Here is a 19,630-nt window from a genome sequence, read left to right as displayed (position 1 = left end):
CGATAGATGCGCGAACTGTCGCCATGCCATAATTGCGGGAAGATCCGGGCTTAGCTGCGCGGAGGCTACTTTCATGATCACGGCCGCCCGCGATCGAGCATGATGTGCCCGCGGCGCGGCATGCTCGCCACGGGCGGTTGCAATCCCTCAGGCGCTGCTCGAAGTCGATTGCTCCGGATGCATAACGTAGCACGTCCGTGAAACGTCTGGACCATTCAATGGATTTGTCTTCAGGTCGGGCTATCCCTATCGGTCAGTTGCGGTCGCTTTGCAGGCTAAAGCACCCCTACGTTTCCAGTCTAGCCGATTTAGCTGTCGAGAAACTGACGCGCACCCTCACTGCCAAATGCGACTCATTGAAGCGCGCGCAGCATGGCGAACGCATCAAGAAAGTCGAACAATAAAAGCAGCGGCACTTCCCAATCTCGCTCTTTGATGATCTAGAATTGCAGCGTTTCCATACGGGTAGAGCTGATTGACTGGGATGAGTCGCATGTCGACGTTCCCGATCTCGACCTGGTGCTGCCCCACGACGCGGCCGGTCTCGACGACGGCGCCCATGACATCGCCGCGCAAGCATCGGCCGCATGGAAGCCGCCATCTGGTGGGACCACGAATTGCAACCAAGCGGCTTGCCGCGGTTCGGACAGTGGCAACAGCTTGATGACGACTTCAGGTCGAGGACGCCGACTGAGGCTATTTCCGCAAAAGTTCAGTCGGCCACGTGGAGGGAACAGCGCCCAAGCATAAACTTGGTCAAGTTTCCGCTCCGGTCATTGCCTGTTTGCAATAGCGCCAACCTGCGTGATCAAGCCCTCACCGCTTGCCGAGATACGACCAGTATTGTCCACCGGCCTGGCCGACCATTGGACGACCCGTTGCGCCGGGATAACCAAGTCAGGTTTCCGTCAGATCTGGTGTGTATAGCCATCCGGCGATACCAATCACGATTTGCCAGCTCGGCTACGAGAGTGGACCGGATATATTGCGCTTCTGGGAAGCATTGCCGCGGGCTCCCTGTTCCTTGCCTTTTTCTCAAAACGTCTTCGGCTGATTGCCGGAAACGCGCGGCTAACTCAAGGCTCTCCCATGCGGCCCGACCACTTCTCATCACGTTCCGTTCGACAATTGTTTCTGCGTCGCATTCTTTCCACCATTGGCTCACCGCTACGTTTGCGCCGGTAGCTACCCACCTCGATTTAATCCCTTTCAGTCGAATGAAGACCGACGAATGATAAGGGTGTCGCCGCCGGCTATTGAAATTGGAAGCAGCCCCCAGACTTGCAAACTCCGGCAACGAATTGAGAGCTCCCACTCCTTGTTGGATGTTCGCTCCAACTGTATTCGAACGAGGCTGGCCATCAAATGGAGCGTGCTGTCTGTTTCAGCCCGACGGCTGACATCCGAGAGGGAAAACCGGGACGGAGTCCACTTTTTGTCTCGAGCTCGTCAGCTTCTCGAAAGCCATCCTTCCTAGCATTCGAGCCCAGTCTCTAGGTATTGATGCCGCCTGCGACTGAACCGGCCACGAACCTAGAGTGCGTGCTCGGCTGGTACGCAGGAGACTTTGTTCTCAAACCAGATAGGAGAAGCTTTGGAGACCAATCGGATAAGTGGCGCGGGCTCACCAGGGTCCCCAACGGAAAACGTCCAAACACAGGAGGATCATGACCGATTTAGGCAGGCCGTGAATGAAGCCAAGTCATCATCAGCTGCCGCGCCAGGGTCGGCGAAAGCTCCGATTTGGAGGTCGAGCGCTCCATACGGGAGCTTTTCACGCGGTATCTACTCTTGGAACAATGACGTGTGGGGGGCGGGCGCTGGGCCTCAGACGATTTCAGTGAGCGCCGCCAATCAGTGGGACGTCTGGTCGAACCAGCCTAACACTCCTGGCATCAAGAGCTATCCGCACGAGACTATCAACATCGGAAAGCCGCTCAGCTCCATCAAGAGTTTGACCTCGAGCTTCAACCAGCAAGTGCCTGACGGCGGCGCTTGGGACACCGCCTATGATATTTGGGACAGCTCAAACGAGCACGAGATCATGCTCTGGACAAACTACACCGGAAATCCCGACGGTGGCGGCAACGTTAAGCCTATTTCGTATCATTACGCCGCTTCCGGAGCCGCGATCCCGGTCTACAGCAATGTCAACATAGGTGGAGCGACCTGGAACGTGTTTGAAGGCTTCAATGGTCACAAGGTCATCTCACTGCTACGTACCTCGAAGACCAACACCGGCACGGTGGACATCAAGAGCGTCCTAGACTGGATCAAGTCGAAAGGCTACTTTGGCGACATAAAGGTTGGTAGCGTCCAATACGGTGTCGAGATTACTTCGTCACCAGGGGGAATGAACTTCAATTTCAACAACTGGACAGTGACCTCGAAGTGAAGATCCTCGGGCATCTTCGGCAGGATCAACCTCGTCCTCCAGATCGCCCGCGCCCTGAAACCAGCGCCTGATGCGGAGCTTCGTCAGATGGCGGCTAACCAGGAAGTCTGCCGAAATGCTGACAAGCGCTATATTGTTGATCAGGAGTCCGATCGCGGTTGGTGAGTAGTCGAAATATTCGGTCGCTCCCCAAATCTCGAGTCCTTTCCATTTGGGGTCTGGCGCATATCTGGCGGCGAAGAAAATTCGATCCTTGTGCGCCATTCGCTCATTGATGCAGCGATGGAAACGACACTGGTCTCTCTCGGGAGCCGCGCCGTCGGTGCGCCGGCATCCGAAAACAACATGACGTAGCGAGGAACGGGTGGAAACAAGATCGACGCCCCCGCAATTGGATGGCCGCTTCACAGTTCAAGCCCGCGGTCCCCAAGCACCTGGCGCATCAGTGCGCCCTTAATCTCGCGGGCGATCTCCTCGCGGATCTGGGCTCCGAGCTGCACCTCGGCCTCGCTGTCTCCGGTTAGGTGATGATCTGCGAGCCGTTGCTCAAGGCGGCTCGGAAACTCCTCGTCCATCGCCTCCCTGAGCCGGACCTGCATCTGTGCATGGGCTTCGGGGGCGATCCGGCTCACCACCGTCTCCCAGGGTTGCCAGTGAGTTGCCAGATAGTCGGCGAACCCCGCCTCCTCTTGATTCCGCACCTGCGTCTCGGCTGCGGTGAGATCGTGCTCAGTGACGTAGGAGACCTCGTAGAACCGCATGTCCGGCGCGATGAGCTGCAGGTCCAGCCGATCACGTAGCTTGACCTGATAGGCGAGATAGACCTCAATCTCGTCGACGAACCGGAGCGAGTTGACCTTCTGACGGGCGATCGGATCGAGCGCGTTCAGGCGGAACAGGACCCTCGCCTGCTGGATGAGTTCACCGAGCCGATCGTCATAGGCGCCATCCTCGACATCAGCCTTCAGACGTGCGGTCTGCATACCGTTCCAGGTCAGGGTGATGCGATCCTGGCAGGTCTCGCTCGCCCCGAAAGCCAGCCGAAAAAACTGCTGGCGCAATGGCGGCCTGATCGCTGCCTGCCGCAGATCCTCGGCCACCGCCTGTCGGAACTCGGGATTGTCATAATTCACAGTCTTCTGCAGCTTGTCGAGGAAGAGCGCGTATGCCGGGGCACCCGCCTCGTCGGCGAAGTTCTGCCAGGCGGCGATCGCCTCCGGCTCGCCCTTCAACCAGTCCGCTACCGCCTCGGCTAGTGGCCGTTCCTGATCCACCGCTGTTCCCCCGCCCATCGAGAAGAAGACCCGCGGGCCAGCATAGTTCGGGGCATTTAGAGCTCCCGCCAAATTCGTCCGCACCTGCTCGGGCAGCGGATTGTCATCCACATAAACCATGCACCCAGAATCTAGCCGGGTTAGCAGGGTCTCCGGCAAGCCGATCAACCGGTTGTCGCGTGCCTCGAGCACCTGGAGCTCGGCCGGGAGGGTCTCGGGCAAGCTCGTCAGCCTGTTGCCGCTGACGTGAAGTCTCTGGAGCTCGGGCGGGAGTGTCTCGGGCAGACTATTCAGGTGGTTATCGCGGGCGAAGAGCAACTGGAGCTCGGCGGGGAGAGCGTCGGGCAGGCTGGTCAGCCGGTTGCCATCGGCTTCGAGCTCTTGGAGGTCGGGCGGGAGGGTATCAGGCAGGCTGGTCAGCCGGTTGCCGCCGACGGCAAGCAACTGAAGTCCGCTCGGGAGGGCGTCGGGCAGGCTGGTCAGCAGGTTGCCGCGGACATCGAGGTCCTGGAGCCCGACCGGCAGGGTGTCGGGCAGGCTGGTCAGCCGGTTGCTGCTCACGGCGAGTGTCGAAAGACCCTCCGGGAGGGTGTCGGGCAGCCCGGTCAGCCGGTTGCTGCCGATGACGAGTGACTGGAGTCCCGTCGGGAGGGCGTCGGGCAGGCGAGTCAATTGGTTGCTGCTGGCGCCGAGCGTCCGAAGTCCAGACGGGAGAGTGTCAGGCAAGTGCACCAGCTCGTTGTCGCTCACGTTGAGCGATTGGAGCCCGGGCGGAAGGGTGTCGGGCAATGTCGTCAGGCCTAAGTATTGCAGCTCCAGCCCTGCATAGACGTCGCCAGCTTCGCCCCAGGCTCTTATTCGTCTTACCGCCTCTTGCCGATCCTCGCCTTCCGCCTGCCGCTCATCGCAGGCCCATTTGTCCAAGATCTGGTCGAGCCGCGATTCCCTGAGGACGGAGCCTTCGAAGTCCGCCGCACCGCCTGCAGGGCCAGAGGCCCGTGTGTCATGCTCCGCTTCGGTCCACTGCGCTGCGGTCGGGGTGAGCCGGCGGCCTCCTGTTGAGGTATTGCCGTGACCTGGCAGGGGCCGTCGGCCGAGGATTGCTGCCCCGAGATTTTGCTGCCAAGGATTTGCGGGGGTCGTTGCCCACTCCGGCGCCGCGTCACTGGCCTCCGCCCACGAATGCTCCTCCTGACCGACACTATGCGTCGGCCAATCGGCAGCCGCATCCATGCCGTGCCAATAATCCGGCAGACAAAAACTGCCGGCTGGCAACTGGCCACCGCGATCCGCGGCCGCAAAGAGCACATGGTGGTGATGGCCCCCTTGTTCAGAGCGGCCTGGCGGATCTGAGGCCAACTGCGAAGTGACGCGATCCTCGTGCGGCATTCCCAAAGGATCCGCATCTCTGTTCGACACAATGTCCGCGTCGCCGAGCCTATTTGAACTGGAGGGCTGGCGCCCGTGCGGATGCAACTCATTCAGGTGCTGCGGAAACCCCGCTTCGTCCGCCTGCTGCTCTTCCAGCCCATGATAGTACGCCCGATCGACATCTGGGGCCTCGAATGGGTTGAGGTTGTTGAACGGATCCATCCCATCTCCTTTGACAGATATACGCCGAAGCTGGATAAACACGTCCTCGCTACGAGGCTTAGCTTTCGAGAAGCTGACGAGGAATCAGAATGAGCGTAACTGTCCTGCGGGACGCTTAGCGCTTGATTGCCCGCGCTGGAGTTCGACATGCCGATGCCGGACCATGTCGGCACTTCGAGAAGTAGATTGGCGCACCAGAGGATGTCGGCGTCCGCCTGTTTCCTTGGACCAGGTGGGTTCGGGACTGCCAACGGAGACCGAGTTGAATGTCCTCAATCACATCGTGGAGACGGTGCTGGCTTGACGTTCGCGTCTCGAACTCGTCGGTCAGATGCCGGGCTTCCGGCCCAGGTGCTGCGAGACATGTTGAGCTTTCCACCGGAGCGCGGGAAAGGCCTCGATGCGTTTTCTCACATCGCCGTTCGCAGGAAGCCTATCGACTTCGATGCTTGCGCGGTCCTAGAGCGCGTCGAGGAAGGCCAGCTCTCCGTCATCGTGCTTGAAGAGCGGCGCCAGTTTTTCTTGACATTCCGCTAGGATTCGGTCGCACCATTTCTTCGGGCCGCCCTCCGCGTCAAACATGCCGTCCTTGACTACGGACAGCAGCTTGTTGTTCAGGTCGTTGAGATCGTATTTGTAGTCCTTCAGCGACACCGTGCGCCAATCCAGATCCCCGGAGGCGGCGCCGATCACAAGCGCTCCGACCTTAACTTGCGCCCAATCGATGTTTTCGTTCTGCAGCAGCCTCCAGGCGTCGTACAGATCGCGCGATGCCCGCCGGGCCACTAGGGCGACGATCTTGCCGGCGGCGATTTCGTGGAGGTCGACCACGCCGACGTTCTTCGCTTCGTAGTCGCCGAGCTTTGCGGAATTCATTCTGTCCTAGCCGAAGAACGGCGTCCGGAAGAGATAGTTCACGTCCACTTCCAGCGTGCCCGGGCGCTGATAGGCCGAGACGTACCTAAAGCGCCATTTGCCGCCGGCGTGTTCACCGGAAGGATCGCGGCCGATTTCGTACCCCTTGCTCTGCAGGAGCGCGGGAAGGCGCGTGTTGATGATCTTGGAATCCCGCAGCATGGCTTCCCTGTCCGCGGCGCCGACGTAGTTCAGATCGATGTCGACGGAAAGCCGTCGAGTGCGAGATAGAACAAGTTGAGCGCGGTGCCGCCTTTGAGTGCGAGCAGCTTCCCGGGCTCGCGGTCATTCGCGATCTGGTGGAGCACGTCGATCAACCGGATGACGCGCTCGACCGAGGCCGGTTGGAACGAAACGTCGGTGGCAATCTTTTCGAGGCGTTCGACTGAGATCACGGCATCATCTCCGGTGACATCCCTTCGAAGGACGGGTTGAGGAAATCCGGAGGCAGGACGACGTTCCAGCCTTCCATCGCATGGCCTCGGGCGTCGCTTCCTAACGCAGGTCTTGGTGCCGGCGGGGCGGCACGCTTCAGTTCGTCTAGTACCTGCGTGTCGACGAAGAGATCGTCTTTCCGGCTCTCAAGCCAGGCACCGCACACGCCGACGAGCGTCTGGTTGTCGCGACCGAGCGCGAACTTCGCGAATTTGCCCACGTCGAACGCTTTGACGCTGTGGAGCGCGTTTGCCAGTTCCTCGACGCCGCCGGTCAGGTCCGGGCGGTCGATGCAGTCGACGAGCGTTCGCTCGACGCCGGTCGCGATAACGTCGAGACCGCGGCGGTCCATCGTGATCGTGCCGGACATTTCCTCGGAGCGACGGCGCAGCGAGGCGGGTTGCGCGACGAACCTGACGGGACCGACAAGCGTTTTCATCTCGCCCGGGCGACCTTCGCTGAGGAGTTGGGTCTGAGAGCTTTCCGAATAGGCGAGCCCGTGCAGTTCGAGTGCGGTGTGATATGCGACCACACCATCGGCACGTATGCGCGATGCGACCAGAATCCGGTCGGGATGGAAGTTCGCCGGATCCAGGTGCGGCGGGACGGAGGCATACACACCCGGCGCGACATGGCGTATTCGTCCGGAGGCGGCGTGATACCTAAGCAAAGAGTCTGACGACGAGAGCGGCTGGCCGGGAGACACGGTTTCGCGGAACTCGGTCCGGGTGAAGACCGGGTTTGAGGATAGAAACCTTTCAACTTTCCCTTTCTGTCCAACCATCTCGATGCGCCCGTTGTAATATTATATATGCAATGGAACCAAGCTCAATTGTTTAATTTGGGGTATATTATACCCCAAAGCCTACAACGAACGAGACAACCGAGTTACGGCCGAACCGACCGGCAGCTTTCTCTCCGTTGAGCTTGGAAGCGGGCAACTGGCGCCCATCATACGCCGCGGGCATTACCCTGTGCCGCTGCTGCCGCTCAACGGTCGGCGGCACGGATGCCCCGGTACCCTCTCCGCCCAATCCGGCATGCAGATGCTGCTGCTCGGCGGCACCGGCGGCATGCCTTATCCCGACATCGGCATGATCGGCGCCGATCCGGTCACTCCGGGCCCATCACAACCAATGATACTGCGCGAGAGGAAGCCATTTCTGCCAAGGTCAACTGCCGCGGGCGCCTCGCACCTGGTCGGAGTGACAGTCAAAGTCTGCTTCATGCTGTACGTCGATCGAATCCACCTTTTCTGCGGCGTCGCCGCGGCCTTTGACGGCGACTGCGAGGGGGAAGCGGTTTTACGCCATCCGTGACCGCTTGCGCAGCGACTTCGCTGCGCGAAGGATCGATCGTTGATCGAGGCGGCTGTCTTTGATCGGCGACGGCCGTTTCGAGCACAGAGAGGAATTGTCGCCCGTCCTCCGTGATTTCCCAGCCGAGAGCATCGCGAACGACAAACTTCGCCGAAAAGATATTCAGATCCGGCGCATGTGCGGCCAACCGCTTCATGCGATCGGTCCAGTCATGGCCGCTGTTCATCAGGATCTCCACGGCGCGTCGGACTTCGGCAACGGAAGCCCGCCCGCCAGGCTGGCCGGCCAGCACTTTCAGGACGGTCAGCTGGAAGGACACCTGCCGTGTCTCCGATGGGCTGTGTGTGTGCAGTTCCCCTGCAATGGATCAAGGTCAGGGGCGCATCGTCAACAACATGGCGTCGTTAACCTCAACTAAATTGGCTAATCCCGCGCGCCGGCTCCTGGGATTTGCCCCCGCGCTCAAGCTAATGTACTACCGGTCCTCAAGGGACCACACGTCAGGACGGACCTGCAGCCACAGCGCCGCGCGCTCGTATGGTTCATAACGGACGAACTCAGCTGTGCGGGCTTCATTCGCTACAGCATCGCTCTGCGATCGGGAGCACCGGCCTGTGCATCGTGCCTTGGGGCGAGGCACGCGCAGCTTGCGCCTCTTGGCCTGTTAGGCACGAGCGTACGGTTCGAACCCTCTCGCGACGCCCCACTGCACCAGACTGGCAAAAATCTGAAACTGCTGTGACATTGGCGATCGACGGATTGAATCAAGCTTTCATGCAGTTTTGCGGCATAGCCTGAGTTGGAATACACAAACGCCCGGCGCACCGGTGACAAGGCATCGCCAGACACAGGTGCGAGAACACGCCTAGCAGGCAGAAGCTTTTCGGAGGCGAACTGGATCAGCCAACCCGAAGATCCTCGGCGGACATCTTGCCCGAACGCCCGGCCTTGAGCTGGTAACTTACCCGGGCTCCCTCTTCGAGGCTGGTGTAACCGGCCTTTTCGACGGCACTGATGTGCACGAAGACATCGGGACCTCCGTCCTCCGGCCTAATAAAGCCATAACCTTTGGTCGAATTGAACCACTTCACAATGCCCATTGCCACGGCGGCATCTCCATAAGTGAACCGTTGTGATCTAGCGAAGAGTCTCGCAGCCATCAAGGTAGGCAAAAGACGCTCGTTCGCAGCGCAGGTCACGTCCGCGACCTTTTTGTCGCACAGCTCACGCGACCGACGTTTTGCGCGGCAGCCGGCAGCAATATCCTGACGCCGAAGCCACTTCGCTTCAGGGCTTCGGGATCCGAATGACCTCTGAGCCTGCGGCTCATTCATCGCGCGTGGCCGCATTGCAGGAGAGTTGCAGAGCGGAGACCATGGCACGCTCATCCGCAGCCGAGCTGGAGCGAATGGTCCGGTCCCCCTTGCAGAACCAGGCGACCGTAAACTCCTTCGCACAGCCCGGAGCAGGATCACCAATCCGCGCCATGCCTGCACTGAAAGTACATTCGTCCTTGCCGTTACAGGCTGCTGCAAGCGCACCCGTGGCGTTGCCGCGCGCCGAGATCCAGCGGCAGTTGCCACCATACGTGGCAGAAACGACCGAAATACCTGATTGTGTGACGGCATCCCCGGCCGCATCCCGCAGCGCATACGTTGCAGCCGCACCGACGAGAGCGGCAAGGCCAGCACTTCCAAATCGTACCAGGCGCTTGCGCTGTTCCGGCGAGGCCATCTGATAGCAGCTGCGAATTCGCCTTCGGGCCGGCACCTCGACGCCGAAATGCAGCACGATCGCGACGCAGGTGGCCAGAGTGAAAGCAAGAGCGAGCGCTCCGAGATGGCCAAGCAGTTGGCTTGAGGTTTGCCAACGGACCACTGGAAAACGCTGGTAGATGATGATGTGTATAAGATAAAGCGCAAAGCTGGCCTCTCCGAGGAAGACAAGCCACCTTGCCGACAACAGCCGTCCTGCACTGCTGACGGGCTGGGCCGCCGCGACAAGGATGAGCGCAACCGGTGCCGCCAGAGCGATATTGTTGCGTGCAATATCGAACAGGCTCATGGTCGCCCCAAATGGCGCCTTGTGGGCGGTAAACCAGAACACCCAGCCTATCGCACCGACACCAACAATTGAGGCGATATCGAGCAGAGCTCGAGGCGGTCTGAAATCCTGGGCCGACCACACGTCATGGAGCTTCGCCAAGCAACAGCCGAGGACGAATTCCCATACCCTGCAAACCGGCGAAAAGTAGACGATCCAGAGGATGAGCGTGTTCTTCCAGTTCGGCAGAGCCGCATCCGTCCCATAGGCATGAAGCGCAAACAGATTGATGCGGTCCTGAAGCATGAGCACCGCAAGGTCGATGCCAAGCTCGATTGTGACTGCCCCCATCGCGCATAGGATCGCCGTAGGAGCAGTTCTGATCCGCGCAAGTAACGGGCAAACGAGCGGAAAAACGAGATAGAAGAACCATTCGGTGCTGACTGACCAGGAGACGACGCCGATCTCTTCGTACTGCCAGACGGGGGCAACACCGGCTACATTTGCGAAGAACCAGGTTTGAATCATCCCGAGTTGAAACGGGACAATGTGCCACGAAAATCCCTCGGCCGGAGCCTCAGTTCCGAGAAGCCAGGGCCAGACCATCGGTCCGGTCAAGAGTTCAACGAGAAAGAGAACAACAAACAGAGGATAGATTCGCGCTATGCGCGCCACGAAAAATTCCGGGATCGCCTTGCGCGGACTGCCGGCAATCAAGCTGCCATAGTTATATTGAATGACAAAGCCACTCAGCGTGAAGAACACGGACATTCCGAACAGGCCCAGCGTCCCGATGCTAATATCGAGTGCGAGACTGGTACCGTCCAGGAACTGGCTTCCACCGTGAGACAATGCCACTGCTGCTGCCGCGACAAACCGGATGCCGGTCAGCGCGGGTATCGGCTTAGCCATCGATATCGCTCGTCATTTGCGCGGTGGGTACAAAACCTGGCGATCGATGGCACAAGGGCAGTCTGCTGGGAGAGAACGCAATAGAAGCAAGAGGGCCGATCGCATCGCGCGAGCGTGCCATGCGATCAGCGAGACTCCTTTGGTAGCTCAAACCCTCATCAGAGCGACCGCAGCACCTTATTGGCAAGCCCGCCAACGCTGAAACTCTGCCTTCTGGTAGGGGGGCCTGGATTCGAAGCTCATACTCCGCGCTCGATCGGCTCTGGCGCAAGGCGTCCCTTGACCAGCCGCCGCCATACTCGCTGAACCCATGCACTCTCCCGGAGCGTTTTCCGAAAACGACAGGCCATTGCCAGCCCATTTGCCCGCTGCGCGAGGCGGACGGTGGGGCGCCGAAGATGCCCGATGCAAGTCCAGCTCAGAGCAGAGCAGAGCAGAGCAGAGCAAGGAACCGCATTGGCGACGCACTACCAAGCCCAGCCTCCAGTCACGGGCGAATCCAAGCGCCAGATCGGGTTCTTTGGCAGCGCCAGTCTGAGCCGCGCCTTCAATTTCTTTGACAGCGATCGTCAAGGAATCTCGCTGCGGATTCGTGCAGCAACCCATTATTCTTTTTCTGCACGACTGGCCGAGCTTGGCCCCGCGTGCCAGAGAAGGAAAGGAAACGTGATGACAAAGAAGATCGCTGAGATCAAGACCACGATCCGCACCACCACTCCGTACACGGGTACGCTCTAGAGGTTGGTTGGACGGGTGCTGCGAATGCATCCACCTGATGAGAGCATAGCGGCATCGGAGGGTGGTCCTTTCGACCACCCTCCTTTGTGACAGGTCTCGGAAGAGTAAGATGGTCGATTTGATCCAGCAGCGCATCGCTCCCGCCATATCGTCATCCGTCATGGTCAGTCCGATCACGATCTTGAAGACGGAAGCCGGCATGGCGCCAGTGCCGACAATCAACTCGGCACTGGCGAACTCTCGTTCCGACCTATCAGTCGCGGACGGCGACTGGCGGACCGGCGGCTATCTTGCAGGCCTGCAAGAGCTCATCGACGCCGAGCTGAGGTGGGCTGCTGAAATCAGGCCACAACTGGTCGAGGCGGCACAACAATCCTTGAAGCGGTTATTCCCTCTCCTGGTCAGCGATGCCTTTAGCGTGCCGAAGGATCTGACCAATACTTCGAGCAAGGAAGAGCGTACACGCTTCTATCATCATGAATATCAAAATAAGCTATTGGTTGGATTAGCCGAATTCCTGATCACGTGCGCCCGAGAGCGCAACGAGCGTCACATCATCGTTATCGATCGCGCGGCTGCCCTGTCCGCCCCGGCGAAGAACCTGATCAAGCTGCTCGTCAGGCTGGACGATGATGCGCCTCTGTTTCGCTTTGTCTTGATCGATTACGAACAACGCCTTTATTTTCAGGACGCCAGCGAAGTCCATTTCGGCAGATATAGCTTGCAGGAACTCGGGCCGATCCTGGATCGGGATCTCGCTGCGGAGAAACAGCGGCAGATCCATGAGGCAAGTGGCGGAAATCCGCTGATTGCGGAGGCCTTAAGCAAATGTGCGGCAGCCGGATTGCCGATCATCGGCTATCTCGATCCGGTCGCAATTGTGGACCTTTATCTCGCCAGCCTCAACACCGCCGAACGCCACAGTCTTCTCAAATCGTACATTGAATCCGATTGCACGACGCCTGATCTCATCGCGCAACGAAACTATGCAATCTTCGAGCAGGCGACCGCAGATCAACTGCACGAGCAGTTGCACCGCGCTTGCCTGGACCGCTATCTGGCGGGCGAGGCGCCGCTCGTCATGCTTCATGCGCTGTCGATACGGGACAAATACAAGCGTCTGGAACTGCTTGCAGAACCAAGTCAGATCCTCCAAAGCATCGGCCTGTATGATCTCTGGTTTGGCTACTTCGGGGAAATTTTCGCCGATCCTGCGCTTCGCACCTACGGCCCGGGAGATGCTCCGGTGAACGCCGCCTTCATCAACGCGGCTTTTGTGCTGTATTCGCTCGGCTGCGGGCGGGTGTCGGTTCCCTATCTGGATGAATTCTACAAGACATTCCCGAAGAGCCGTTACACGCCGACGGTTCTCTATGCCCAATCAATGACGTATGGACGCTATCAGCAGCCGGTCAACCTCACGGTGGCCGAAGAGTACGCGTTGCGCAATCTGGAGACCATCGAACGGGATTTCAAGGATCACGACAAGTACGATTATATCAAGGTGTTTGCAGAGAACGCATATGCCTACATCAAGGCCAAGCAGGAAAAGTATGACGAAGCCCTCACCCTTTGCGCGGAAGGTCATGGCAAGATGCTCAAGGCCTATGGCGAGGAGCGTTTCAAGCTTCACCAGTCGATTCTGATCTACAACACCAGTCAGGTCTATGAACTCGTCGACGATCTGCCCCGGGCTGAGCAGCAGTTGCGTGAGGCCATTGCGTACGATCCCTACTATGGAGAGTATCACAATGACCTTGGGAACCTGCTGGCGAAAGTACCCGGAAGGGAAGCTGAGGCTCTACAGGCATATGCGCGCGCCATTGAGCTGTGTCCCCCCTATTACGAAGCGCATCTGAACAGGGCCGCACTTCGCAACAGAATGCAAGATGCCGCAGGCGCCCTGGCCGATCTCGACAGAACGCTTCTCATCAAGCCAAACGAATGGCGAGCTCACTTCCAGAAAGGCAACATTTTGATGCGGCAAGACAGGCCGGAAGCCGCGCTGGAGTTCTATCTGGCGGCCGCCGATATCGATTCCAAAAATTCCGATTTACAGAGCAACCTCGGCCTTGCCTATTCCGAGCTTGGTAAGGCGGACGAGAGCATCGCGCACTATCTTCGAGCCCTTGAACTCAACCCTCGGCATGCGCTCACGCACAACAATCTCGCCATTGAGTACTTCAACGCGGGTCGGCCAGATATATCACTGAACCACGCCACGGTCGCCGTCGAGATTGGAGGAGATCCAGATTACCTCCTCACTCGTGAGCACATCCAGGCAAGTCTGCAAGCTGACCTGGCTTCGCGGCGCAGCCGAGCTTCTGCGCCTTCCGCCGAGCAGTCATGAGCTTGCGGCTGATGGCATTGCTTGCCGTCGAAGCCGACGGCGTGCGGCAGAACCGCCAGGTTCATGGTAGCTGGACCTGAAACGCTTAAGGGCAGGGTCTGGCGCATCCTGTTGCGCGACAAGTGATGCAAATTCGAAAGATCTGACCCAGGCAAGGGGAACCGCGTTGGCCAGCATTTGGTCCCGAAACACCGCCCGCCACAGACAGGCAGGCAGATATGGTGCCTTTTGACCAGCCGCGCGGTTGCGAGAGCGTCAGTCATGCCCCGTCTTTGTCATCCCATCGATGTCACGGAACGAGACCAGCGTCATCTTCGCTTCCGCATCAAGCGATATCCACGCGATGGCATGTTCGATGAGCTAGGTCACACATGACTGGTTCGAGCACACGGCAGTTCGTTTATCTGTCGCATTTGATCATTCAGATCGGCGGCTGGGCGTTCCGAATCGGCATCTTGATCGGTCTTCTTCAATCCGGCATGAGCGCCGCGGGTCTCGGCGTCGCCGTCAGTTTTGCGCCTATCATGCTTGGGAGCCTCTTCTTGTCGCCGTTGGTCGACAGACGTGATCCGATCTCCGCCATGATGATCGTCAATGCGATTCGCATCTGCGCTCTGCTCGCCATCGCCGGCGCCGACGGCGCCGATTCCTTTCCGAGCTATGCCTCAATCGCCGTCCTGAGCCTGGTCCAGCCCGTCTACCTGTCTGCCGAAGTTTCTTTCTTCCGTCGTATCACACCGGAAAACGGCATGATCTCGGTGCTGCGCAATCTTGCCAATATCGACTGGCTCACCTACCTGCTCGGAATGTTTGCAGGTGCCATGCTCTCCGACCGATTGCATTTGCCTGGCGTTTTGGCGTTCAACATGTCGGCGATCATCCTGTCCCTGATCGTGCTCCTTGGCATCAAGCAGCAGTTCAAAAGGACGCCGACAGTCCTTGAGGCGCAGCCTTCTGGAACCGTTCTGGACCTGGCACCTCTGTATCCCGCATTCCTGGCTGTCTTTCTACTTAATCTCGGCGCCGGCATCATCAATGTCTATCCTGCAATACGTGCAACGGCTGACGGGGTTCTCGATAAAAGCGTTCTATTGACGATCGTCATGACCAATGGCGTTTTGGCCCTGCTGGGAGCGCTCGCCGTCAAGCCGGTTTTCAACCTGCTCGGCGCCTTGCCAACCATCGCCGGGGCCGCAGTGCTGCTTGCGGCATGCCTTGCAATCATGTCGCTCGATGCTGGCCTGCCTGTCGTCATCGCGTCCAGTAGCGCGATGCTCGGCCTTGGCCAGATATTTGCGGCTGCCGCTCACACTCACATGGTCTCGTCAGTGGCTCCGGATCGAGCCGGCCGCCTTTCCGGATTATTTCAATGTTGTACCTATAGCGGGGTCGCGGGAAACGGTATTGCTTTGTCGTTATTGGGCGATCTACTCCCCTTCGACATGATCGTGCTGCTATGTGCGGCGAGCGCATTTGTTGCTTTCGCCGTCGCGAGCCTTGCCGTGGTCAGATCAAGAGATTCTCAAGGTTCATGTCCTGTCGATCGCTAGATCAGGGATGCACACGATGCCATGGGACCAGCTGTTCCTTCTAGAACGCCCGTTTGCAGATCCGGCCTTGCCAGGACGAGAATTCTATTGCTGGCAATGCTTGCTGTTGGACGGGATATTGTCCGCATTTCCAGGCCGCGCTGCGAGGCTCGACGTTCGCCGGATTGCCTGGGCCAGGCCACGAACCGCACTCATCGAGAGGCTTGGCCAGGATCATCAGTCCGCGCCCGTTCTCATCTTCGACAAGGAGGGCCCCGCACCGGAGAATGCGAAATCCGCGAACGGGCTCGCCTATGTCGACGAGCCATTTGCAATCCTTCATCTTTTGGCTGTGCGCCACGGATTTCCGGCCCCTTATCCGGGAAGGATGGCGCCTCACCCATGATGGTGATCAACGCCTTGACGTCAGCATTGGCCTAATGGGAAGCTTCAATTGAGCGGACCGCTCGATCTTTCGAGTTGCGACCGGCAAAGACGATAGCGGATCCTGACTGAGTATTTCCGACCTTACCCATCGTTCAAACTCGCTCACGGCCGCGATATTTCGCGCATGTTCATTGACAAACATGTAGATTGACCGATTGACCGGCACAAAGCCAAACGGAGCCACAAGCTCTCCCTTCTCGAGGTTGCTTTGGACCAGAATTTGCGAGGATATTGCGGCTCCAAGCCCACTTTTTGCCGCCTCGACAGCCAGGCAAAATGTATCGAACACGACGTGGCGCGATCCCTGCAGGCATATTGCAGCTGCGCTGGCCCATTCGTTCCAGCCGTCCAACCTGGCGGCTTCGTGAAGTAGAGGAATAGATAGAATGTCTGCCGGGCTTTTGATCGTCTCGAGCGTAGCAGGCGCGCAAACAGGACCAATCATCTCGTTCGATACGTGCACTTCACGGACGGGAAGCGGTCGCTTCAACCGGCCGGAAACGAACAATACGTCCAAGGCCCCAACGGCCAGCGCGTCCAGATCGGCATCGGTTTCAAAGACAAAATCAATGTCCTGATGGAGTTGGCGGAACCGACCGATATGGGGCAACAAGCCGTGCGACAAAAATGTGGTTGAGCACCCGACCACCACCGAACGTCCTGCATCTCGCCTTCGTAGCTCATAGCATCCCTTCTCGAGCATTGTGAACGCGCTCGCACAGCTGCGCTTGAGCTGTTCGCCGTCGGATGTCAGCCGCACGCCCGAGCTATGGCGAACGAATAGCCTTCTGCCGAACCAATCCTCAAGAAGCCGCATCTGGTAGCTGACCGCGCCGGTCGTCATGTTTAACCGCTCGGCCGCCCTTGAGAAGCTTGGAAACTCGCTGACCGCCTCAAACAGATGAAGGCTTTTCAGAATAGGTAGCTTGCGCATCTGACTTACTTCATGGCCGTCGCAAACTGCGATGAGTCATTGTTGTTGGTTATGATGTCCAGAAGGTGCAACGGAAGTTGAGATCTGGAATAGTAAGTCCTGGGTCAGTAGGTTCCGCAACACTTTGCCCGTCGACGGAAATGCCGCCGGCCCAGCCGCGCTGGTGCAAGGCGAACTGCTGGTTGACGGGCTTATGTAGCGCCTCCCGCGCTGGTGGAATTCCGTCAATCACTGTCAATATCCCGTATAGCATCCTGCCCGTCGATTGCATGGTTCGCTGCTATCGCCTCGCGTCCGCCTCGATCAATTCAGCCAGGGAACGTGGTGACGTAAAGATATGCAATGGCCTGGAGTGACCTGCTTCGATTCGAAGCTTGCGCCGAATTACTCAGAACAAAGCCGCTTCGATGCATAAGTATATTCAAGCGCTAGTCGACGCGCATGTTCGACCAGATTGGCCGCGGCGCTGTGTCCTCCGTCGATGTTCTCGTAGTAGAAGTAAGGCTGGCCGAGCGCAGCTAATCTCGCAGCAGCCTTGCGGCCGTGCGCCGGATGCACCCGGTCGTCCTTGGTGGAGGTGAGAATAAAAGGAGCGGGATAGGTCTTGCCCGATACCAGCCTCTGATAGGGCGAGTAGGCTTCGATCCATGCGCGCTGCTCGGCGATGGCAGGATCACCGTACTCGGCAATCCAGGAGGCGCCCGCGCCGAGGCTGGTGTATCGTAGCATGTCAAACAGCGGCACCTGGATGATCGCCGCGTTGAAGAGCTCGGGCCGTTGCGTGATCGCGGCGCCAACGAGTAGGCCGCCCTGGCTGCCGCCGATGACGCCCAGCCGGCGCGGACTTGTGATCTTGCGGCGGATCAGGTCCTCGGCAACGGCAATGAAATCATCCCATGTCGTCTGCTTCGTTGCCCCCTGGGCTGCTTGATGCCATTGTGGACCGAACTCGCCGCCACCGCGCAGATTCGCAACGACATAGGCATTTCCCTGCTCGAGCCAGAGCCGCCCCACCGGTCCGAGATAGGATGGCAGAAGCGAAGCCTGGAACCCACCATAGCCATAAAGCAGCGTCGGGATGGCGCCGTCAAACCTCGCGCCCTTCGGCCGCACCAGAAAATAGGGAATCGACGTGCCATCACGCGAAGTCGCTTCGAACTGTTCTACGACATGATTGGACGCATCAAAGGCAGTAGGTGTCGTCTTCAATTCCTCAAGTTTTTGGGTTTCGGCATCGAAATACCAGATTGATGTTGGTCTGAGATAGTTCGAGACGGTGAACATTGCCTGGTCCGCTTGGTCGGACGTGGCTGACACGCTGACATTTGTATGTTGCGGCAGCTGGATCGGCGTCGCCGACCAGGCTCCCTGATCGTACTTGTAAACGAACGCTTTGCTCTGAACGTTCTCAAGGATCGTCAGGATCAACAAATTCTTTGTGCGACTGAGCCCGCTCAGGGCCTGGCGAGGCCCAGGCTGGAAGACAAGCGAGGCTTTGGCGCGCAGCGGATCCTGCTTCCATTCGGCCAGGTCATACGAAACCAGCGAGCCGGCCCCAAATCTGACGTGATCGGGCTCCCATTCTTCGTCAAGTTCCACAAGCAGGCGGCCGCTCACGAGCCCGACTATTGCGGCCTTCTTCGGCAGATTGAGCTTGATTGGCCCATCTGGGCGGAAGACCACATAATCACGCTCGACAGAGCTGATGACACGGATGGCGCCGGTCGCATGGACTTGACCTTCGCTGTCTCGAAGTACCAGAGGCGCCGTCTGAACGTCGGTAGGCTCGCCGCGAAAGATCTCGCAAGCCCTACTAAGTGGCTGAGCGCGTTTGAGCTGCTTCACCACGAAGGGGTAGCCGGCCTGTGTCAAAGACCCCTCGCCCCAGTCCCGCGCAACAAGGAGTGTGTCACCATCGACCCAGCTGACGGTCTGCTTGCCTTCTGGAAGATGAAAGCCGTCCGCAACGAAGGATTTGGCCTCGTGGTCGAACTCTCGTATGCACGCAGCATCCTTGCCGCCGTCGGAAAGATGAATCAGGCAGAGGCGCTCTTCAGGCCGAAGGTAGCTGCCACCTTGAAAGACCCAGTTCCTGTTCTCGGCGGCGGCCAACGCGTCCACGTCGAGGATGGTCTCCCACTGTGGATCCTGGCTGCAATAGCTCTGCGGAGTGGTGCGCCGCCATATGCCACGCATATGATTCTCGTCTTGCCAAAAGTTTTCCAGGCCACGCGGTCCCAGCGAAACGTATGGAATCCGATCCTTGGCCTGCAGGATGGAGAGCGCCTGTTCGTAGAAGCGCCGATACCGGGGATCTGACTCGAGCACCCCGAAGGTCTTCTCGTTCTCGGCGCGAGCCCAGGCCAATGCGCCTTGTCCTTCGATGTCCTCGAGCCAGAGGAATGGATCATTCGCCGCCGCCATCGTCGTTGGCTCCTGCGAAGGCGCCGTGGATGTGGCGTGGGCAGTCGAAGGCGGCGCGGCGGAGGGGCGTGATGTGTTCATGGACTTTCTTTCGATGAAACCGGCGAGCCACGCTCGCACGCCTGGCGCGTCAAGCAGACGCGCGGCGGAAAGCACGCAACGCATGACACAGTGCAGCGATATCTTGCGGATTCATTCACTGCAAACCGCGTGCCGGCTAAAGAGGCGCAAGTTTCAGCCGCTCAGGTCAGCACGACCATGTCCGGTTACCGACATTGGTTGCCAAGCAGACACGGGCAGCGTGTCGGCGGGATCGCCCCGG

16 protein-coding genes and 1 pseudogene are annotated in these 19,630 nt (G+C 59.0%); 7 read left to right on the top strand and 10 right to left on the bottom strand.

The features are described 5' to 3' along the window. Nucleotides 1-462: 462 nt before the first annotated feature. Together XH93_RS42225 and XH93_RS10540 are read left to right on the top strand one after the other, a co-directional pair. Nucleotides 463-664, top strand: a pseudogene (locus XH93_RS42225) (aminoglycoside phosphotransferase); the annotation flags it as partial. Between the two features lie 1,023 nt (nt 665-1,687). Further along, nucleotides 1,688-2,395, top strand: coding sequence for a glycosyl hydrolase (locus XH93_RS10540; RefSeq protein ID WP_246799561.1), 708 nt, complete (start codon nt 1,688-1,690; stop codon nt 2,393-2,395). On the opposite strand, the gene XH93_RS10535 is transcribed toward XH93_RS10540, so the two are convergent. The 6 genes from XH93_RS10535 to XH93_RS10520 all read right to left on the bottom strand — a co-directional run bounded on the left by XH93_RS10535 (nt 2,342) and on the right by XH93_RS10520 (nt 7,396). Then, complete coding sequence (locus XH93_RS10535; RefSeq protein WP_194473427.1) at nt 2,342-2,659, bottom strand: hypothetical protein; 318 nt, start codon at nt 2,657-2,659, stop codon at nt 2,342-2,344. The genes XH93_RS10540 and XH93_RS10535 overlap by 54 nt on opposite strands. Before the next feature lie 140 nt (nt 2,660-2,799). After that, nucleotides 2,800-5,262 carry an NEL-type E3 ubiquitin ligase domain-containing protein gene (locus XH93_RS10530; RefSeq protein ID WP_246799560.1) on the bottom strand — a complete coding sequence of 821 codons (2,463 nt, stop codon included), beginning with the start codon at nt 5,260-5,262 and terminating at the stop codon, nt 2,800-2,802. A 459-nt stretch (nt 5,263-5,721) separates the two neighbouring features. Beyond that, nucleotides 5,722-6,138, bottom strand: coding sequence for a nucleotidyl transferase AbiEii/AbiGii toxin family protein (locus XH93_RS43065; protein WP_371814973.1), 417 nt, complete (start codon nt 6,136-6,138; stop codon nt 5,722-5,724). A 6-nt stretch (nt 6,139-6,144) separates the two neighbouring features. Next, nucleotides 6,145-6,339, bottom strand: coding sequence for a hypothetical protein (locus XH93_RS43060; RefSeq protein ID WP_371814972.1), 195 nt, complete (start codon nt 6,337-6,339; stop codon nt 6,145-6,147). Between the two features lie 29 nt (nt 6,340-6,368). Further along, nucleotides 6,369-6,572, bottom strand: a complete 204-nt coding sequence (locus tag XH93_RS42220; protein ID WP_246799559.1) for a hypothetical protein — start codon at nt 6,570-6,572, stop codon at nt 6,369-6,371. After that, complete coding sequence (locus XH93_RS10520; RefSeq protein WP_194473426.1) at nt 6,569-7,396, bottom strand: transcriptional regulator; 828 nt, start codon at nt 7,394-7,396, stop codon at nt 6,569-6,571. The genes XH93_RS42220 and XH93_RS10520 overlap by 4 nt, the downstream gene beginning before the upstream one ends. Nucleotides 7,397-7,652: 256 nt before the next feature. On the opposite strand from XH93_RS10520, the gene XH93_RS10515 reads away from it, so the two are divergent. Continuing rightward, nucleotides 7,653-7,931: a hypothetical protein gene (locus XH93_RS10515; RefSeq protein WP_194473425.1), complete on the top strand. Its 279-nt coding sequence runs from the start codon at nt 7,653-7,655 to the stop codon at nt 7,929-7,931. A gap of 899 nt (nt 7,932-8,830) precedes the next feature. Here XH93_RS10515 and XH93_RS10510 read toward each other — a convergent pair. Both XH93_RS10510 and XH93_RS10505 read right to left on the bottom strand, forming a co-directional pair. Next, nucleotides 8,831-9,037: a cold-shock protein gene (locus XH93_RS10510; RefSeq protein WP_210340470.1), complete on the bottom strand. Its 207-nt coding sequence runs from the start codon at nt 9,035-9,037 to the stop codon at nt 8,831-8,833. 220 nt (nt 9,038-9,257) lie between these two features. After that, nucleotides 9,258-10,886 (bottom strand): acyltransferase family protein, encoded by a 1,629-nt coding sequence (locus XH93_RS10505; RefSeq protein WP_194473424.1) that lies wholly within the window; start codon nt 10,884-10,886, stop codon nt 9,258-9,260. Between the two features lie 405 nt (nt 10,887-11,291). Between XH93_RS10505 and XH93_RS10500 the strand changes: the two genes are divergently transcribed. The 4 genes from XH93_RS10500 (at nt 11,292) to XH93_RS10485 (ending at nt 15,909) form a co-directional block, all read left to right on the top strand. Then, nucleotides 11,292-11,624 (top strand): hypothetical protein, encoded by a 333-nt coding sequence (locus XH93_RS10500; protein ID WP_194473423.1) that lies wholly within the window; start codon nt 11,292-11,294, stop codon nt 11,622-11,624. 109 nt (nt 11,625-11,733) lie between these two features. Continuing rightward, nucleotides 11,734-13,974 carry a tetratricopeptide repeat protein gene (locus tag XH93_RS10495; protein ID WP_194473422.1) on the top strand — a complete coding sequence of 747 codons (2,241 nt, stop codon included), beginning with the start codon at nt 11,734-11,736 and terminating at the stop codon, nt 13,972-13,974. 371 nt (nt 13,975-14,345) lie between these two features. Beyond that, complete coding sequence (locus tag XH93_RS10490; RefSeq protein WP_194473421.1) at nt 14,346-15,524, top strand: MFS transporter; 1,179 nt, start codon at nt 14,346-14,348, stop codon at nt 15,522-15,524. Between the two features lie 7 nt (nt 15,525-15,531). Then, nucleotides 15,532-15,909, top strand: a complete 378-nt coding sequence (locus tag XH93_RS10485; RefSeq protein WP_371814971.1) for a DUF3088 domain-containing protein — start codon at nt 15,532-15,534, stop codon at nt 15,907-15,909. Nucleotides 15,910-15,915: 6 nt separating this feature from the next. Here the strand turns inward: XH93_RS10485 and XH93_RS10480 are convergent, their stop codons facing one another. Both XH93_RS10480 and XH93_RS10475 read right to left on the bottom strand, forming a co-directional pair. Then, the gene (locus tag XH93_RS10480; protein ID WP_194473419.1) at nt 15,916-16,884 is read right to left on the bottom strand and encodes a LysR substrate-binding domain-containing protein; all 969 of its coding nucleotides are present in this window, start codon (nt 16,882-16,884) and stop codon (nt 15,916-15,918) included. A 384-nt stretch (nt 16,885-17,268) separates the two neighbouring features. Beyond that, nucleotides 17,269-19,308, bottom strand: a complete 2,040-nt coding sequence (locus XH93_RS10475; RefSeq protein WP_246799558.1) for a prolyl oligopeptidase family protein — start codon at nt 19,306-19,308, stop codon at nt 17,269-17,271. Nucleotides 19,309-19,630 lie beyond the last annotated feature (322 nt).

It is taken from the genome of Bradyrhizobium sp. CCBAU 51753, from assembly GCF_015291565.1.
GTDB classification, from domain to species: Bacteria; Pseudomonadota; Alphaproteobacteria; order Rhizobiales; family Xanthobacteraceae; genus Bradyrhizobium; species Bradyrhizobium ivorense.
This window is presented reverse-complemented; position numbering and strand designations above follow the sequence as displayed.

What these genes read in the sequence shown, in the direction of transcription:
- XH93_RS10520 (WP_194473426.1), bottom strand. Translation starts at nt 7,396, where the DNA reads ATGGTTGGACAGAAAGGGAAAGTTGAAAGGTTTCTATCCTCAAACCCG.
- XH93_RS10505 (WP_194473424.1), bottom strand. Translation starts at nt 10,886, where the DNA reads ATGGCTAAGCCGATACCCGCGCTGACCGGCATCCGGTTTGTCGCGGCA.
- XH93_RS43060 (WP_371814972.1), bottom strand. Translation starts at nt 6,339, where the DNA reads ATGCTGCGGGATTCCAAGATCATCAACACGCGCCTTCCCGCGCTCCTG.
- XH93_RS10485 (WP_371814971.1), top strand. Translation starts at nt 15,532, where the DNA reads ATGCACACGATGCCATGGGACCAGCTGTTCCTTCTAGAACGCCCGTTT.
- XH93_RS10480 (WP_194473419.1), bottom strand. Translation starts at nt 16,884, where the DNA reads ATGCGCAAGCTACCTATTCTGAAAAGCCTTCATCTGTTTGAGGCGGTC.
- XH93_RS10500 (WP_194473423.1), top strand. Translation starts at nt 11,292, where the DNA reads ATGCAAGTCCAGCTCAGAGCAGAGCAGAGCAGAGCAGAGCAAGGAACC.
- XH93_RS10475 (WP_246799558.1), bottom strand. Translation starts at nt 19,308, where the DNA reads ATGGCGGCGGCGAATGATCCATTCCTCTGGCTCGAGGACATCGAAGGA.
- XH93_RS10490 (WP_194473421.1), top strand. Translation starts at nt 14,346, where the DNA reads ATGACTGGTTCGAGCACACGGCAGTTCGTTTATCTGTCGCATTTGATC.
- XH93_RS10495 (WP_194473422.1), top strand. Translation starts at nt 11,734, where the DNA reads ATGGTCGATTTGATCCAGCAGCGCATCGCTCCCGCCATATCGTCATCC.
- XH93_RS10535 (WP_194473427.1), bottom strand. Translation starts at nt 2,659, where the DNA reads ATGGCGCACAAGGATCGAATTTTCTTCGCCGCCAGATATGCGCCAGAC.
- XH93_RS43065 (WP_371814973.1), bottom strand. Translation starts at nt 6,138, where the DNA reads ATGAATTCCGCAAAGCTCGGCGACTACGAAGCGAAGAACGTCGGCGTG.
- XH93_RS10530 (WP_246799560.1), bottom strand. Translation starts at nt 5,262, where the DNA reads ATGGATCCGTTCAACAACCTCAACCCATTCGAGGCCCCAGATGTCGAT.
- XH93_RS10515 (WP_194473425.1), top strand. Translation starts at nt 7,653, where the DNA reads ATGCAGATGCTGCTGCTCGGCGGCACCGGCGGCATGCCTTATCCCGAC.